The organism is Haloterrigena turkmenica DSM 5511 (assembly GCF_000025325.1).
GTDB classification, from domain to species: domain Archaea; phylum Halobacteriota; class Halobacteria; order Halobacteriales; family Natrialbaceae; genus Haloterrigena; species Haloterrigena turkmenica.
Window position 1 is genome coordinate 670488 of sequence record NC_013744.1, and the last position, 16861, is coordinate 687348.

12 protein-coding genes are annotated in these 16861 nt (G+C 61.8%); 8 read left to right on the plus strand and 4 right to left on the minus strand.

The features are described from left to right. Positions 1 to 6: 6 nt before the first annotated feature. The gene (locus HTUR_RS21530; RefSeq protein ID WP_012945456.1) at positions 7 to 1074 is read right to left on the minus strand and encodes a Gfo/Idh/MocA family oxidoreductase; all 1068 of its coding nucleotides are present in this window, start codon (positions 1072 to 1074) and stop codon (positions 7 to 9) included. A 331-nt stretch (positions 1075 to 1405) separates the two neighbouring features. On the opposite strand from HTUR_RS21530, the gene ppsA reads away from it, so the two are divergent. Beyond that, positions 1406 to 3805: a phosphoenolpyruvate synthase gene (gene ppsA / locus HTUR_RS21535; protein ID WP_012945457.1), complete on the plus strand. Its 2400-nt coding sequence runs from the start codon at positions 1406 to 1408 to the stop codon at positions 3803 to 3805. Positions 3806 to 4173: 368 nt separating this feature from the next. Here ppsA and HTUR_RS21540 read toward each other — a convergent pair whose 3' ends face one another. Both HTUR_RS21540 and HTUR_RS21545 read right to left on the minus strand, forming a co-directional pair. After that, positions 4174 to 5652 (minus strand): sugar porter family MFS transporter, encoded by a 1479-nt coding sequence (locus tag HTUR_RS21540; RefSeq protein ID WP_012945458.1) that lies wholly within the window; start codon positions 5650 to 5652, stop codon positions 4174 to 4176. Positions 5653 to 6102: 450 nt separating this feature from the next. Continuing rightward, a complete protein-coding gene (locus HTUR_RS21545) occupies positions 6103 to 6588 on the minus strand; it encodes a universal stress protein (protein WP_012945459.1) in 486 nt (161 codons plus the stop codon). A gap of 1542 nt (positions 6589 to 8130) precedes the next feature. Between HTUR_RS21545 and HTUR_RS21555 the strand changes: the two genes are divergently transcribed. The 7 genes from HTUR_RS21555 to HTUR_RS21580 all read left to right on the plus strand — a co-directional run bounded on the left by HTUR_RS21555 (position 8131) and on the right by HTUR_RS21580 (position 15635). Beyond that, the gene (locus HTUR_RS21555) at positions 8131 to 9132 is read left to right on the plus strand and encodes a HEAT repeat domain-containing protein (protein WP_012945461.1); all 1002 of its coding nucleotides are present in this window, start codon (positions 8131 to 8133) and stop codon (positions 9130 to 9132) included. A gap of 433 nt (positions 9133 to 9565) precedes the next feature. Further along, on the plus strand, positions 9566 to 10696 hold the full coding sequence (locus tag HTUR_RS21560; RefSeq protein ID WP_012945462.1) for a FecCD family ABC transporter permease: 1131 nt from the start codon (positions 9566 to 9568) through the stop codon (positions 10694 to 10696). 318 nt (positions 10697 to 11014) lie between these two features. Next, positions 11015 to 12181, plus strand: a complete 1167-nt coding sequence (locus HTUR_RS21565; RefSeq protein WP_012945463.1) for an ABC transporter substrate-binding protein — start codon at positions 11015 to 11017, stop codon at positions 12179 to 12181. After that, on the plus strand, positions 12178 to 13362 hold the full coding sequence (locus HTUR_RS21570) for an ABC transporter substrate-binding protein (protein WP_012945464.1): 1185 nt from the start codon (positions 12178 to 12180) through the stop codon (positions 13360 to 13362). Before HTUR_RS21565 ends, HTUR_RS21570 begins: the two co-directional genes overlap by 4 nt. Next, entirely contained in the window at positions 13363 to 13536 is a 174-nt protein-coding gene (locus HTUR_RS27630; RefSeq protein WP_012945465.1) for a hypothetical protein, read from the plus strand. A 9-nt stretch (positions 13537 to 13545) separates the two neighbouring features. Then, positions 13546 to 14679: an ABC transporter substrate-binding protein gene (locus HTUR_RS21575; RefSeq protein ID WP_012945466.1), complete on the plus strand. Its 1134-nt coding sequence runs from the start codon at positions 13546 to 13548 to the stop codon at positions 14677 to 14679. Beyond that, positions 14676 to 15635: an FAD-dependent oxidoreductase gene (locus tag HTUR_RS21580; protein WP_012945467.1), complete on the plus strand. Its 960-nt coding sequence runs from the start codon at positions 14676 to 14678 to the stop codon at positions 15633 to 15635. The genes HTUR_RS21575 and HTUR_RS21580 overlap by 4 nt, the downstream gene beginning before the upstream one ends. Positions 15636 to 15785: 150 nt before the next feature. Here the strand turns inward: HTUR_RS21580 and HTUR_RS21585 are convergent, their stop codons facing one another. After that, the gene (locus tag HTUR_RS21585) at positions 15786 to 16541 is read right to left on the minus strand and encodes an IclR family transcriptional regulator (RefSeq protein ID WP_012945468.1); all 756 of its coding nucleotides are present in this window, start codon (positions 16539 to 16541) and stop codon (positions 15786 to 15788) included. Positions 16542 to 16861 lie beyond the last annotated feature (320 nt).

Genomic DNA, 16861 nt, shown 5'->3' on the forward strand with positions numbered 1-16861 from the left:
ACGACGTTACTCGAGCGACTGCGTGAACAGCGACGCGATAAGCTCGACGTCGTCGCGCGCCTCGCTCACGGGAGTGGGGACGTCTCGCTCGCCGCGAACGCACGCCATGAACCGTTCGAGCTCTCGCTTGAAGCTCTCTTCGCGCGTCGGACTGTATTGGCAGTCGACCGTTTCCTCGGCGCCCTGTCGGACGGAGAGCGTTGCCGAGTTGTACTTGACGAAGGGGTGATCGAACTCGAGGCGGAGGGTGCGATCCGGCGCGTCGATCCGGACGAACTGTTCGTGCCAGTGGCGTTCGGAATCCCCCGTCTGGAGGAGACACCGTTCGCCGCTCTCAAACACGAGGTGCGCAATACCGAAGAAGCCGTCTCGAACGAAGTCGACGTGATCGACGGCGGCGATATCGCCGAACAACCCGCGGAGCGCGTTGATGTCGTGGCAGACGTGCTCGAGCTGGAAGTCGTACGCCGCGGCGAGGTCATCGTCGTCGGTACCGATGGCCTGCTTGCACTGCTCGCGGCGCCGGTCGGTACTTCGCTCGAGGAACGCCGCGTCGAGCTCCGGTTCGACCAGATCGTAGATATCGGGGAGCGATTTCGAGAAGTCCGCGTCAACGGCGTAGGCCGTGACGCTGTCGATGTGCTCGACATCGTCGAGTTCGTCGGTCAGTCGCTCGTAGGCTAACTCGAACCGGCGGTTGTACGCGACCATGGCCGTCGCGTCGCTCTGTGCTGCGATATCGGCCAGTCGATCGGCGTCGGCCGGCGTGACCGCCAGCGGCTTCTCGACGAGGGTGTGCAATCCGGCCGTAAGCGTCCGTTCGACGACGTCGGCGTGCGTCTGCATCGGCGTCGTGACGATGACCGCGTCGAGGTCGTCCGCGGACTCGTCGATCAGTCGGTCGGGGTCGCTGTACCGTCGCCCGGGCGCCACGTTGTACCGCTCCCCCAACTCGTCAGTGACGTTTGCGGCGGGGTCACACAGCGCCGCGAGTTCCGCGTCCGGCACCTCGAGGACGTTCGGGATGTGCATGATCTGCGCGATCGTTCCGCAGCCGATAATTGCGAACTCCATGGGATCGAGTACCGAAGACGGCGACTAAAAGGTTTCTCTCGATCGACCGTATTCGCTCGTTCTGACAAGCGACAGTCCGTGGCAATGCCGGCTCGTTCCGTTTGAAACAGTCAAACGTCCCGTGCCACAGGGTAACTCGACCGAGAGCGGTTTCGACCGCGCCTCCACTGCCAGTACTTCGAGCAGAACGCCGGGCAAACTCGAGATACCTGCTCTCGGAATTCCCGACTGATCCAGCCAGCCGACTCGAGCCGGTAATCGGACGGACGACATCTCTCGCGTCCAAAAATCCGAAACATGCTTGGTAGAGGAGGAAGTCTCTCCGATACGGATGACCGTACTCTGGTTAGACGAAATTAGCAGCGGCGACCTGGAGCGGGTCGGCGGCAAAGGCGCGTCATTGGGCGAGTTGACGGGCGCCGGGCTGCCTGTGCCTCCGGGGTTCGTCGTCACCGCCAGGACCTACCGATCGTTCATCGAAGAAGCCGGAATCGACGAGGAACTGTTCGCGGCCGTCGACGTCAACGCCGACGACTCGTCGGCGCTGGCCGAGGCGGCCGACCGCGCCCAGGAACTCATTCTCGAGACGCCGTTCCCCGACGAACTTCGCGAAGAGATCCTCGAGTCGTATCGCGAGATCGGCACGGACGGGGCGAGCCCGTCCGATCGCGGGACGTCGTCCCGCGCAGGCGAGGCGTTCGTCGCGGTACGGTCGTCGGCGACGGCCGAAGATCTGCCCGACGCCTCCTTCGCGGGCCAACAGGAGACGTTCCTCAACGTCACCGCCGAGGACCTGTTAGACCGCGTTCGGGAGTGCTGGGCTTCGCTCTTTACCCAGCGGGCGATCTACTACCGCCAAGAGCAGGGCTTCGACCATTCGGCGGTGAACATCGCGGTCGTCGTCCAGCAGATGGTCGACGCCGAGAAGTCGGGCGTGATGTTCACGAGCCACCCCTCGACGGGCGACCAGACGATGATCATCGAGGCCGCCTGGGGCCTGGGCGAGGCCGTCGTCTCCGGGGCCGTCTCGCCGGATAACTACGTCGTCGAGCGCGACGACCACTCGGTCGACGTCACCGTCGCCGACAAGAAGGTGATGCACGAAAAGGACGAGGAGACCGGCGAGACCGTCGAGACCGAGGTCCCACAGGACAAGCGCAACGAGCGAGTTCTCGACGACGACGAGATCGGCGCGCTGATGGACGTAGGCGAGCGCGTCGAGGACCACTACGGCAAACCACAGGATGTCGAATGGGCTATCGTCGAGGGCGAGATCTACATGCTCCAGTCCCGGCCGATCACCACCATCGACGAGGGCGGCGACGCGGCGACCGAAACTGGCAGTTTCGACGTCTCGAAAGGGGTGACCGACGGCAGCGGCGGCGTTCAGAGCGCCGACGCCAGCGGCGCGGGCTCGAGCCCGGGTTCAGATTCGGGGGCGAACGGCGCCGGCGAGGTCATCGTCGACGGGTTGGGCTCGAGTCCGGGGACGGTCAGCGGACCGGCTCGGATCGTCACGAAACTCGACGACCTCGCGAAGGTCGGCGAGGGCGACATCATCGTCACCGAGATGACGATGCCAGACATGGTCCCCGCGATGAAACGCGCGGCAGGGATCGTCACGGATGAGGGCGGCATGACCAGCCACGCCGCCATCGTCTCGCGCGAACTGGGCGTCCCCGCCATCGTCGGCACCACCAATGCCACCTCCGTCCTCGAGGACGGGCAACTCGTCACGCTCGACGGCGACAAGGGCGCAGTCCTCGAGGGCAAGGAAGTCGAACCCGACGAAGAGACCGAACCCGTCGAGGAGGTCCGGCCGCAGTCGCCGGTCAAGCCCATGACCGCGACGGAGGTCAAGGTCAACGTCTCGATCCCGGAGGCCGCCGAGCGCGCGGCCGCGACCGGCGCCGACGGCGTCGGTCTCCTCCGGACCGAACACATGATCCTCTCGCTGAACCAGACGCCCGAGAAGTTCATCGAAGAGAACGGCACCGACGCCTACACGCAGGAACTGATCGACGGCATCCGTGGCGTCGCCGACGAGTTCTATCCGCGGCCCGTCCGCGTCCGAACGCTGGACGCGCCGACCGACGAGTTCCGCCAGCTCGAGGGCGGGGAGAACGAACCCGAGGAGCACAACCCGATGCTCGGCTACCGTGGCATTCGCCGGTCGCTCGACCGCCCGGACGTCTTCGCCCACGAACTCGAGGCGTTTCGGCGGCTCTACGAGATGGGCTACGACAACGTCGAGATCATGTTCCCGCTGGTCAACGACGCGGAGGACATCTATCGCGCGAAAGAGTTGCTGCGGGAGACGGGCATCGATCCCGAGAAACGCAAGTGGGGCGCGATGATCGAGACGCCGGCCGCGGCGCTGTCGGTTGAGAAACTGGCCGAGGCGGGCATCGACTTCGCCTCGTTCGGCACCAACGATCTCACCCAGTACACGCTGGCCGTCGATCGGAACAACGAGCACGTCGCCGACCGCTTCGACGAACTCCATCCCGCCGTCCTGCGGCTGATCGGTGACGTCATCGAGACCTGCCGCGAACACGACGTCGACACCAGCATCTGCGGCCAGGCCGGCTCGAAGCCCGAGATGGTCCGATTCCTCGTCAATGAGGGTATCAGCTCGATCTCTGCGAACATCGACGCCGTCCGCGACGTCCAGCACGAGGTCAAACGCGTCGAACAGAAGTTGCTGCTCGAGTCGCGACGCATGGAGTGAGTTCGATAGACCGGGTCTCGACTCCAGCTGGTGGACAGTGAGCGGATGAGTTCACGGACTGCGATCGTCCATCGGTCCACGAGAAATCACATCGGTTCACGAGACGGAGTCGATTCGGTCGCCGGAGCGATATTTTGTACGGCCCTCGAGAAGTAGCTTCCTCGAGACGCGCGCTTTGCGTGTGACCGAAAACGCCGAGCGCCGAGCGACGCTCAACGACTGACTGTCGGCGCCCGTCCGTTTCGCATTAACTGCCAGTCGGTTCTCGGCGATCGCGGGAGTACGGACTACTACGGGTCGGACGAAATGGGGCTGAACGAGTGCGCCCCGAAACGCCTATGATACGCGGTATCGGATCGGCGAGCGGTTCAGTCGTTGACGTGATCGGTCTGATCGACCTGCTCAGTCGGATCGACCTGTTCGGCCTGCTCGCTGAGCGCCAGATTATCGTCGGCGACGCCCGTTTCGCGCAGATCGGCCTCGATCTCCTCGAGGGTCCGGCCTTTCGTCTCCGGGACCAGCGCGTACACGAAGACGAACCCGGCCGCCGCGATCCCCGCGAACACGCCGAACGCGACCGTGGGGCCGATCTCGAACAGCGACGGGAAGAACTGTGCGACGAGGAAGTTCGAGAACCAGAGGACCAACGTCGTCACTCCCATCGCGGCCCCGCGGACGTTCAGCGGGAAGATTTCGGAGATGACCAGCCAGACGACCGAGCCGAGACTGACCGCGTGGAAGCCGACGAACAGCATGAGGCTCACGACCGTAATCGGACCGATGATCCCGCCCATGCTGGGAACCATGTAGGCCCCGGCGAGGACGGTCACCGAGATACACATCCCGACGAGGCCGAAGAGCAACAGCGGTCGACGGCCGACGCGGTCGACCAGGAACAGCGCGGCGACCGTCAGCAACACGTTGATCGAGCCGATTCCGATCGTCCCGAAGAGGGACGCGATGTCGCTGTATCCGGACGACTCCAGTATCGTCGGCGCGTAGTAGACGACCGCGTTGATTCCCGAGACCTGCTGTAACATCGCGAGGCCGAGGCCCACGATCAGGACCGGGCGAAGCCACGGCTGCAGGAGGTCGCGAAAGCTCCCCTGCTCGCGCTTGGACATCTGCATGATATCCTTCATTTCGGCATCGATGTTAGTGCCGTTCCTGACGCGACTCAGGATGGATCGAGCCTCCTGCTCTCGGTCCTTTTCGACGAGCCACCGCGGACTCTCCGGCATGAAGATGATCCCGCCGAACAGGACCACGGCGGGGAGCATCCCGAGCCCGAGCATGATCCGCCACGAGAGGCCGGCGTCGAATGCCATGTTTGCGATGAGCTGGTTCGTTATGTAGGACACGAGGATTCCCCCCGTGATAGCGACGTTGTTGAGCGTCACGAGCGATCCGCGGATCTTCGCCGGTGCCATCTCCGAGATGTACAGCGGTCCGACGACGGACGCGAAGCCGATCCCGATCCCGTCGAGGAGTCGGCCGAGGATCAGAATCTCGACCGTGGGGGCGACCGCCATGATGAATGACCCGACGAAGAACAGGACGGCGCCGAGCAGGATGAGCCGGCGCCGCCCGATCCGATCCGCGAGCCGGCCGCCGAAGGCCGCGCCGACGATCGCGCCGACCATCGCACCGCTGACGACGGTTCCCTGCAAGAACGCGTTCGCCTCGAGTTGGGGGAACGTCTCGGACATGTAGAGCAACGCCCCCGAGATAACGCCGGTGTCGAACCCGAACAGTAGTCCGTTCAGCGCGGCGAGCGCGGAGATAACGATAACAAACGGACCGATATCGTCGTCTCCTACCGGCAATAGTCGGTGAATCAGACTCATCGTTTGACTATGTTGTTGGAGCGCAACTCCGCGGCACTCAGAATTACACTATACGTCGGGCTGTATGCCCATGCCTCGGCTTGGCACCTCATATCGAGAGCGGACGGTGATCTCACCAATAAAACCTTCGATACACCCTAGTTAAACATGTGATTCATTTCGGTCACATCATGATCGTGACTGTACAGCGACACTCCACACGGGGAAGAACGAACGGCACCCCATTCGTAGATAGACTGCTACAGTTCGATTGTAATTCGACTCGAGTCGCGTCTGGAGTATCCGGGCTGGAGCACTCGAGTTTACGGTATCGAGTCGAATGCCGAAATCAGGGTTTCACGGATCACACGATCGAGCATACGGAGTCCGTTTGCGAAGTCCAAACGTATACTACCCAATCAACGATATTGACGGCCGGAGCGAATCACTGATCGAACGGGAATCAGTGCGTCAGTTATCCTGATCGCGAACGAACGTCACCGGGCAGGGGGCGTTGAGCAGCACTTTCTGGACCATGCTCCCGAAGATCGCTTTCCCCGTCGGACTGCGCTGTTGTCCGCCGACGATTACCCGATCGGCATCCAGGTCCGCGGCAATGTCCACGATACCTTGGCCCTTTCTGCCCGTAGTGGCGCGGACATCACAGTCGATATCGTTCTCCGTGAGTTGGCTGGTAATCCCTTGAACAACGTCCATCTGTGCGGCCAGTTCGTCGGGTTCGATGTACTCGTCCGCCGTGCTGGAGATACTTTGGACGGTTTCGGTGTACGAGTCCGAATCGAACGTGTGGACGACAACGACTTCGGAGTGTCCCGGTGAGGTGATTTGGAGGGCCACATCGACGAGCTTCTCGGCGCGATTCTCGTCGCGCCCGCCCACAGCGAGGACGACGGTCTCGAGTCCGAACGACTCCGTGGAACCACGGTCGTTTGACATCACAGTAGCACACTAACTGGTGAGATATAAATAACTATCTCCATTCGAGCATGACTACGCCGTTAGCCGCCAGATGTGGTAGTCCCATACGGTATAGACACCGGACGCGATAGATTATTTGAGGCCATCGCATTCGGGACGAGAACGACATCGCTCCGGTACGCGTTTGAAGCATACAAACGATAATTCCACTCTCGTATTATCCGTCACGCTACTATCGAGAACCGTGGAGAGAGATTTCCGGGATACAACGTAGCTGCTGGCAGATATGGATGAAGATAACAGCTATTTCTGTTACGAATACCTCGATCATCATTCCGAAGGTGGATACCGGTTCCCGCGATAGAGTGTTAGCAGTCATCAAACGGCGGTCACAATCCACGTACGGGGAAGAGAGCGGGATCGATCGGTTCAACCGATACCGTATAGATGTCCTCAAGGAAGTCACGGTCAGCGGTGAACTGCTCAATCCGTTTGACACTCTCAAACAAGAGAGCAGCGAGTGAGAACGTTACGGAGATCGCATCTTTCAGCCACAACAAACGAGACCGACAGACACCGAAGTAATCCGCAATTCCAAGAATTGATTCGACCGGATGTCGAGAGCAGATACCGCTCGTGCGATCGAGAAGGAGTCGGTAGACTAACCAGTTCTGGTCTTCGATATCTTCCCGATTCCATTGAAGTCAGTGGTAGAGCGTTACGAAGGTACGTCTGTAAACCGCTTCGGTAGTCGGATACGGTTCACGCAGCTGATCTCACGCGAAGCTAGTGGCCGAGACGAACTCGAATACGGATTTCGAGACCCATGTGGATGTGAGTTCGAACGGATCCGCCATCGATACGGTCTCGGTGGTCTCGACGACAGCGCGCGACGGACGGAATGGGACGAGATCGTGGTCGGCAAGGTCGCACGCATATCGTGAAACTGCTCGTCCAGATCATCGAGTATCACGTCCGCAGTCGAATCAGTCTCGAGCCATTCGAGGAAGTCCTCGACGCAGCGCTCGAGGTCGCCGGTAGTTGCCGCTCTCCTCACTGTCCTCCGATTTTGATCGGGGGAACGGCTCGAGCGGCTCCGCCACAGGAGTCGCGCCGGTCAGTGTGATCAGCCTCGAGAGGTCGCGTCCCGCTGAGATTCATCGTTCGCGATCCCCAGAGGGGACGGACCCGCGCAAAAACACACTTGATTATCGAAGTAATCATGTGTGTTTTGCTCAATGACGGTTCTGCCGATTTCGGCGGCGAAGGGTCGTCAAAACCTCGAATCCACTGTTTATAAATCTTATAGTGCTATAGGGAATTTGCCCGGCGACACGAGACGGCAGCAATCGGGAAGAGGAGGTTGCCGTTCGCAATCAGTCGTGAGTAGCTGTCTCGAGAAAGCGGTTCTGAGTGACCTCGTACAGTTGCCGACCCATGCAGTATCTGGCCGCGACCACCGTTCCACAGCACAGATCATGACGAAGAGCGATCGGACGGCGGTGTCCCCGGTGTTTTTCATGACGCGACGTGAGAGGCAACTAACGAGTCCGATACACGATGGAAGACGTCCCCGAACTACAACCGATCGATATCGTAACGCAGCGCCTTCGTGGCGGCGCTCACGAGAGCGTCAGCACGTCGTTCCAGGCGTATCAGCGAGCGGAACCCAAACGACGGAAGGAACTGCTCCGATCGGTGCGATCGGTCGCGGACGATCGCTCGGACGTTCTCGCTCCACACGTTCACGAATTGGTCCCGTTTCTCACTGACGAGACGCGATCGGTTCGGCTGAACGCCGCGAAGCTCTTCGTCGCCCTCTCGAGGACGGATCCGGACGCCGTGATCGACGACGTCGACGCGCTCACCGGTCGACTCGCCGACGAGGAGGAGTTCTACTACGTTCGAGCGCGCTCCGCCGAGGCGCTCGGCTACGTCGGGGCCGACTACCCCGAAGCCGTCGCGACGCCGGACCTGCTCGCAGATCTCGTGGTCGGACTGTCGTTCGACGAGCCGGAAGTGAAGGAGAAACTCGCGAAAGCGCTCGCGTATATCGCGCTGGGCGATCCGGGCCGGTTGCGGCACCGAATCGCGGATCTCGCGGAGCACCTCGACGCCGAGGAGGAACTCGTGCGCTATCACCTCTGTACGGCGCTCGTCGCGGTCGGTAGCGAGTATCCGGCCGCACTGTCCGACGCGACCGATGCCCTCTCGGAGCGACTCGAGGACGAGTGTCCACACGTTCGCGGGCGCGCCGCTGAGGCGCTCGGACTGGTCGCTCGGACCGCTTCAAACGACTCGCCACTCTCGGACGAACAGCTTGCGACGCTCGCCGAGGAGAGCGACGAACCGTTCGTGACCGAACGCGCGCGCTTTGCAGCGGCTGCGGGGGACAAAACGACCGAAAGTACCGACGAGATCGGCTCGCTCGAGTCGATTCGCGAGCGGACGGACGAGATCGTCGACGAAATCACGTCGCCGGACCACGAATGCCCCCATTGCGGGGCGGTAGTACCGGAAAACGGGCCGCCGCTGTGTCCGCACTGTGGCGGGCCCTACTGAGAACGGCGTTACTCACCGCCGATACAGGCGGGTCGATCGTCGTCGGTATAGAGCCGACCAGGCGGTTAGGTGTCACCGCTCGTCCGCCGCAATGGCTCGACTCGAGCGAGCGGACCGATGGATCAGACAGAGACGAAGCGAGCCAAGGCAACGAGCCGAAGAGACCCTTAGTCGTGATTACTGCCCAATAATTAGGCTCGCCTAAAACCGGAACGGTTTTATATTTTAGGCCGGCCTAAATCAGTATGATAAACGAATCCGAGTGGCTGGGAGCACCGGTCCGGCGACGCTATATGCCCCTCGGTGGGAGAGTCAGCGGAGGCGTATCGCTTGGACGGCGGCAGAAACCATGCGAAGACGGTCGCAACGCTCGCAACGAAAGCGAGCGCTACGGAGACCGTCTCTCGAGCGAACCAGCCGAAACGATCCGGCGATGAGCGGGGAAAAGTCGACCGTCGGAACGGAACGGACCGCGAGCTCGCGACTACCGAAGTCACGGGTCGGGTGGCTTCTGGATCCGAAACTCGTCACGGTGGTGCTCACCAGCGTCGCCATCGTCTTCGCCGGCGCGCTGATACAGATCAGTTACGGCGCCTACTCGATGACGTTTCTCGAGGCGTGGCGCGCGCTGTTCAATCCGAACGTGGTGTTCAACCCGCAGGCCTGGGACGCGTTCTTGCTGGGCGAAGCGATGCCCGAGATGAGTTCCGAGAGCCTCATCGTCTGGAACATCCGACTGCCGCGGGTCTTCGTCGCGGCGCTCGTCGGCATGAACCTCGGCGTCTCGGGAGCGATCTTTCAGGCGGTGACGCGCAACGAACTCGCGAGCCCGTTCATTCTGGGCGTCTCCTCCGGTGCCGGGCTCATGATTCTATTGACGCTCGTCGTCTTCGGGAGCCTGACGGCGTTTCTCCCGATAATCGCCGCAGTGGGAGGTGCCGTCGCGTTTCTCATCGTCTACGTGATCGCCTGGAAGAACGGGACCTCGCCGGTTCGGCTGGTCCTCGCCGGCGTCATCGTCGGGACGGTCTTCGGGTCGCTACAGACGGGACTGTTCTTCTTCGCGGACGATATCGGCGTCGTCCAGTCGGCCATCGCGTGGACCACCGGCTCGCTCACTGGGACCGACTGGGAGCAGGTGCGACTCATCCTCCCGTCGACGGCCGTCGTGGTGCTGTTCGCCGTCGCCGGCTCGCGCCAGATGGACGTCCTCCTGTTGGGCGAACGGACCGCGCAGTCGCTCGGCATGTCGATCGAAAAAGCCCGGTTCGCGCTGTCGGGCGTCGCGGTCCTCGCGGCGTCAGCGAGCATCGCCGTCGCCGGGATCGTCGGCTTCGTCGGGCTCATCGTCCCGCACATGGTGCGAAACCTCGTCGGCAGCGACTCGAAGAAACTGATCGTCGGCTGTCTGTTCGTCGGGCCGGCACTGATGGTCAGCGCCGACGTGGGCGCGCGGCTGGCGTTGAGCCCGACCCAGATTCCCGTCGGCATCGTCACCGGGCTCCTCGGCGGCCCGTACTTCCTCTATCTGATGCGAAAGCAGGAGAACATGGGCGAGATCTGAACGGCACGCACCGATAGGGATAGATATGGGACGAGCGACTCGAGGGACGGAGCGGGCACCGATACCGCTGGTCAGACCGAGACATCCGCTGCTTTCGCCTCGTCTGGGCCGATCGTCGTCGTTTTTAGGCCAGCCTAATAATCGGAGGCTTTATTATATTTTAGGCTAGCCTAAAGGCATGGTGAGAGAAGAGATGAAACGCGTTCGCCGACGTAGATGCCGGCTGGCGGCTCGAGACGGAAGCAGTCTTCGAACCCGACTCCGACGGGATTCCCATCGCGCCGCTGAGTTGCAGACACCAGGAACGGAGGGTGCCAAATGAGAGACACCGACGACAGCACGACCGAGACGTCCACACGGCGAGACGCGCTGAGGTACGGCGGCACGCTCGTGACCAGCGCCGCTCTGGCGGGTTGTTCGGATCTGGTCGGGCAGAGCGACGGCTCGGGCGATCAGGACGACGAGGGCACCTATTCGGTCTCGATGGAGCCGATGGGCACCGTCGCGTTCGACGAGGTACCCGAACGATGGGCCGCGTACGACGGCGGCTACGCCGATATGGCCGTCGCGCTGGGACAGGCCGACGGGTTGGCCGGCGTCGGCGGCGCGGACCGCTACTACACGTACGTCTACGACGAACTGCCCGGCGTGACCGTCGACGAAGACGTCCTCGAGCAGTATCCGGAGGTCAGAACCAAAGAGGAGTTCTACGAACTCGAGAGCGACGTACACCTGTACGACCCCCAGATGCTGGTCAACTGGTTCGACTGGGGCGAGGGCGACGTCGACGAGATCGCGACGAACGTCGCGCCGTTCGTCGGGAACCTGATCTTTCGGCGCTCCGATGACTGGCACGACTACCGCTATTACACGCTGTACGAGGCCTTCGAGAAAGTGGCCGACGTGTTCCAAGCGCGAGCACGCTACGAGGCGTTCAGCGAACTCCACGACGGGTTCATCGCGTCGATACGGGAGCGGCTTCCGCCGAGCGAGGATCGACCGGAGGTTTTCCTCACCTTCGAAGGGACCGACGAGCCGGAGACGTTCTCGCCGTACCGCCTCGACGACGCGGGGACGAGCAAGAAACAGTGGCGCGACCTCGGCGTCCACGACGCGCTGACGGGGACGGACATCGATAACCTCAGCACGACGAACCGCGGCGAACTCGACTACGAGAACCTGCTCGAGATCGATCCCGAGGTAATTCTCGTCCGCGGTCACGAGCGAAAGTCCGCCGCGGAGTTCCGGGACGTCGTTCTCGACTACATGCAGAGTCATCCCGTCGGGAGCGAACTCTCCGCCGTCCGGAACGGGCGCGTCTACCGCGGCGGCTACCTCAATCAGGGGCCGATTCACAACCTCTTCCTGACCGAGCGAGCGGCGAAACAGCTGTTCCCCGAGGAGTTCGGAGACGTGACCGGCGACGAGCAACTGTTCGATCGGCAGGCGGTCGCGGACATTATCAACGGTGACTTCGACGCATGAACGGTAGCAACAACGGCACGACCGATGGACCGACGCGCAGAGACGCGCTGAAATACGGCGGCGCAATCGCGGCCGGGACGGCCCTCGCGGGCTGTTCGGAACTGGTCGGACAGAGCGAGAACGGGGACGACCGATCCGGCGACGGTAGCTATTCGGTGACGATGGCCCCGATGGGCGAGGTGTCGTTCGACTCGCCGCCGGAACGCATCTTCACGCGGCTGACCCACCACGCCGGCATGGCGTTCGCCCTCGGACGCGGGAACGACGTCAACGCGATGCACGCGCCCGAGTACTACGACCGGCTGTGGAACCAGTTCACCGAACGGCTCCCCGGCGTCACGCTGGACTGGACGGGCCTGTACTCGTCCTGGGATCCGAGCAAGGAGAAGCTCTACGATCTCGACAGCGACGTCCACCTCGCCGATCCGGCGAGCGTGAACGCCCTCGACAGCAAGGACGCGTCGGATGTCGAGGAGATCCGAGACACCGTCGCCCCGTGGTTCGGGAACAAGTTCAGCGACAGACACGACGAGCCGCCGGCCGAGTGGGCCGACCGCTACGAGTACTACACGCTCTGGGAGATGTTCGAGAAGGTCGCGGCCGTCTTTCGGGAGGAGGAGCGGTACGAGGCGCTCGCGGAGATACACGCGAACCTGCTGGAGACGATCGAGGCGAATCTCCCTCCCCGACGGGAGCGGCCGACCGCGGTCCTGGCGGGGATGAGCGACATCGATAGCATGTACGCCTACACGCTCGATACGCCCGGGTTTCTGACGGCCCACGTGCGCCCGCTCAGTCCGATCGGCGTCCTCGGCGACGACATCTCCTCGGGCGACGTGATCGACATGGAAACGCTGCTCGAGGCCGATCCCGACGTGATCTTCTCGCTGGGCGGGCTGCATCCCGAAACAGATATGGCCGGGATTCGATCGTCACTTCGGGACCACGCCGTCGGACAGCGACTCTCCGCGGTCGAAAACGAGCGCGTCTACCCGCAGGGGGCCCGCTATCAGGGCCCAATCCTGAACCTGTTCCAGCTCGAGATGACCGCGAAACAGCTCTATCCCGACGTCTTCGGCGAGTGGCCGACCTACACCGAGGGGCCGTACCCAGCAATTCCCGACGACGAGCAACTGTTCGACCGCCAGGCGGTCGCGGAGATCATCACGGGTGATCGGTGAATGCGCGCTCGAGAGTGGGCGATCGCCGGCGCGTTCCGCGAGCCGGAAGCGTACGACATCCCCGACCTGCCGCTGTGGCGAGTCCATCGAAACGAGTGTGGCGGGCTGGCCTTCGCCGACGGGGACGACGAGCCGTTCATCGCTGCCGACCATCCAGTGAGGGTCAGACGCTAACGATAACCTATGAGTGACAATACCGATACTACGGCTGATACACCGACACGCAGAGACACGCTGAAATACGGCGGCGCTGTGGTCGGTGGCGGGCTGCTCGCCGGCTGTGTGGCTAGCCCGGAGGACGAAACGAGCGAAACGGACGGATCGTACTCGGTCACGATGGAACCCGTCGGTACCGTCGAGTTCGACGAGGTTCCCGAAACGTGGCTCCCATACACGGGCGATTACGCGGACATGGGCGTCGCGCTCGGGCAGGGTGACGGGCTCTCGGCTATCGGCATCCGCGCCCGGTTCGCCTCACACCTGTACGAGGAACTCCCCGGCGTCTCCGTCAACGGAAGCGAACTCACCGAACTCTATCAGGACGGCACCGGCAAAGAGATCTTTTACGAACTCAAGGCCGACGTTCACCTCATCGATCCGAACTTCATGGTGAATCGCCTCCAGTGGGGGCAGGCTGACGTCGACGAGATCCGAAACGCTGTCGCGCCGTTCGTGGGGAACACGATCTTCTCGCGTGTTTACGACTGGCACGACTACGCCGACTACACGCTGTACGAAGCCTTCGAGAAGATCGCCCAGGTGTTCCAAGCGCAGGATCGCTACGAGGCGTTCGCGGCGTATCACGACGAGGTGCTCGCGGACGTCCAAGCGCGCCTTCCGAGCGAATCCCCGACCATTGCGGTTCTCTACCCGGATGGAGTCCCGCCGGAATCGTTCTACCCGTACCTGATCGGCTCCGGGACACAGTCCAAACACTGGAACGATCTGAACGTTGAGGATGGTCTCGCCGAGAACGGCGTCGTGGATACGCAAGCCGGCGGGGGGACTATCGACTACGAAACGCTGTTGGAGATCGATCCGGACGCCCTCGCGATCAGGTTGCAAGGCGAGATTACACAGGAGTATTTCGACGCCGAAATCGTCTCCCATCTCGAGGACCACAGCGTCGCGAGCGAGCTTCAGGCGGTTCAAAACGACCGCGTCATCTACGGTGGCCTGACCTACCAGGGGCCGATCATCCACCTCTTCCAACTCGAGCAGGCAGCCCGTGGACTGTATCCCGACGAGTTCGGAGGCGAACAGCTATTCGACCGCCAGCGCGTTGCGGACATCGTCACCGGGGAATTTCAGCAATGAGTGATAGCGACACGACCTACACGGAAGCAGCGTTCGATCACGACGTCGTCGTCGTTGGCGGCGGTCCCGCAGGCTGCGCGGCGGGTATTTTCACCGCTCGTTACGGCCTGGACACGGTCATCTTCGATCGCGGCCGTTCCTCGATTCAACGATGTGCACACCTCGAGAACTACCTCGGCTTCCCCGCGGGGATCGACATCGAGACGCTGTACGAGTTGATGCACGATCACGCCGAGGAGGCGGGATGCGAGATCGTCCCCGACCTCGTCGAGTCGCTCGAGCGCACCGACGACGGTGAGGGGTTCATCATCGATCTGCAGGGAGTGGTACCGATCACCGCCCGTCGAGTGATCGCGGCCACGCGCTACGACGGCGAGTACATGCGGGGGCTCGACGACGAGGCAGCGATGTTCGAGACGCACGAACACGACGGTGAGGAACACGAGCATTTCGATAAGGGATACGCCGAGAGCGACGGGACGACGCCGGTCGACGACCTGTTCATTGCGTCGCCGTACGGGGATACCGGCTACCAGGCGCTGATGGCCGCCGGTCGCGGCGCTCGGACCGCGATCTCCGTCGTCGAGGCCGTCCGCCGAGAGCGGGGCTACCCCGACTCGCTGGCCAACTACTACGACTGGGTGCGCCGAGAAACGGAACTCGAGGACGAATCGGCCGCCCGGAACCGCTGGCGCGAGCACTTCGACGACCGAGTGGCCGACGACCACGGCCTCGAAGAGGCGCGGCTCGCGGAGCTCCGCGACCGGGAAATCGATCGCAGGATCGAGATGTACATCTCGGACGACGAAATCGATCGTCGGGGAGAGCGTGGGCAAGAGCGACTGCTCGAACACATCGACGACGAACTGATTCTCGACGCCGCGCGGGCGATCGAAGCCGAGAGACGAACTGCCACCAGCAACAACGGAGAGCCGACAGCGAGGGATTCGCGCTGAGTTGGAATCTGAGAGTAACGTCGAATGTATTCGACGTGCGGACAGTGACCTCGAAACACGACAGATATCCGGCACCGATGGCTCCGGAAAATGACCGCAATGAGACTACAAGTGGAAGTGGCGAGTGTCGGGTGCACGCCTCGAGGCAGTTCACGAGTGGACGTAGTTTACCTCGATGATATTAGCCGATTCGCGGAGTTTCGTCGGTAATTCGTCGGCGATCCGGTCATCAGTGAGGCGTTGAACCGGGCCACCGATAGTGATCGCGCCGAGAACCGTCTTCCGACAAATTATCGGCGTCGATACCGCACGAACCCCCTGGACGTGCTCCTCGTCGTCGACGGCGTACCCTTTCTCTCGGATGTCCTCGAGTTCCCGATACAGACGATCACGGTCCGTGATCGTGTTCTGGGTGGCGGCTGGGATTTCGCATTCGTCGAGTATCGATGCGGTTCGCTCCGCAGAGAGGTGTGCGAGAATCGCCTTCCCAGGTGCGGTCACTGGAAGCGGGTAGCGTTGTCCGACGAATAAGTCGAGCCGAAGCGCATCGTCCCCGGCCTCGTGATCGAGTAAAACGCCGACCCCGTTCTCTTCTACCAACAAGCTGGCATGCTCCCCGGTTTCGTGCGCTAATCGTTCTATTTCTGGACGAGCCGGCTGGTAAATCTCCATTCGCCGGCGTCGTTTTTCGCCTAACTCGAGAAATTTCGTCGAGAGGTTATACTCCCCGTCTTCCGCGATGAGATACCCTAACTGACGAAGCGTTTGCAAGTAATCGTGCGTCGTACTTTTCGGCAACGCTGCGGCCTCGGTGATCTCTCCCAGTGTCCCCCCCTGTAAGTCGTCGATTATTTCTAGCAACCGTAAGGTTTTCCCGGCTGTTTTCACCCGGACGCTGTGCGACATATGCTAACTACCTCTGAAGGAACGCTAATAAATCGACTGGTGGTTTACAGAAATGGAGTATACATAATTAAATAATTAAGAGGATAGATCTGGTGTGAATCGCGGACAACACACGATCGGGTCTGATCTTAGTATGTAACTCTCCCCGTGTTGCCGTCTGGTTCACCGCCTCCGATAGCTTATGTGCGATAAATAATTGGTTCAGTTGTTATATGTTGCTGTAATGTGTGAGCCGTTCAATTTAGATGTTGCTGTTTACCGAGCTATTCACCCACGAGTTATAGAAAGAATCTGCGGGCATTCTGAAGGTTCGAATCCGG

Bases quoted from the DNA above. Each gene is read 5' to 3' on its own strand.
- HTUR_RS21565 (WP_012945463.1), top strand. From the start codon at position 11,015: ATGAGAGACACCGACGACAGCACGACCGAGACGTCCACACGGCGAGAC.
- HTUR_RS21555 (WP_012945461.1), top strand. From the start codon at position 8,131: ATGGAAGACGTCCCCGAACTACAACCGATCGATATCGTAACGCAGCGC.
- HTUR_RS21580 (WP_012945467.1), top strand. From the start codon at position 14,676: ATGAGTGATAGCGACACGACCTACACGGAAGCAGCGTTCGATCACGAC.
- HTUR_RS21530 (WP_012945456.1), bottom strand. From the start codon at position 1,074: ATGGAGTTCGCAATTATCGGCTGCGGAACGATCGCGCAGATCATGCAC.
- ppsA (WP_012945457.1), top strand. From the start codon at position 1,406: ATGACCGTACTCTGGTTAGACGAAATTAGCAGCGGCGACCTGGAGCGG.
- HTUR_RS21575 (WP_012945466.1), top strand. From the start codon at position 13,546: ATGAGTGACAATACCGATACTACGGCTGATACACCGACACGCAGAGAC.
- HTUR_RS21560 (WP_012945462.1), top strand. From the start codon at position 9,566: ATGAGCGGGGAAAAGTCGACCGTCGGAACGGAACGGACCGCGAGCTCG.
- HTUR_RS21540 (WP_012945458.1), bottom strand. From the start codon at position 5,652: ATGAGTCTGATTCACCGACTATTGCCGGTAGGAGACGACGATATCGGT.
- HTUR_RS27630 (WP_012945465.1), top strand. From the start codon at position 13,363: ATGCGCGCTCGAGAGTGGGCGATCGCCGGCGCGTTCCGCGAGCCGGAA.
- HTUR_RS21585 (WP_012945468.1), bottom strand. From the start codon at position 16,541: ATGTCGCACAGCGTCCGGGTGAAAACAGCCGGGAAAACCTTACGGTTG.
- HTUR_RS21570 (WP_012945464.1), top strand. From the start codon at position 12,178: ATGAACGGTAGCAACAACGGCACGACCGATGGACCGACGCGCAGAGAC.
- HTUR_RS21545 (WP_012945459.1), bottom strand. From the start codon at position 6,588: ATGTCAAACGACCGTGGTTCCACGGAGTCGTTCGGACTCGAGACCGTC.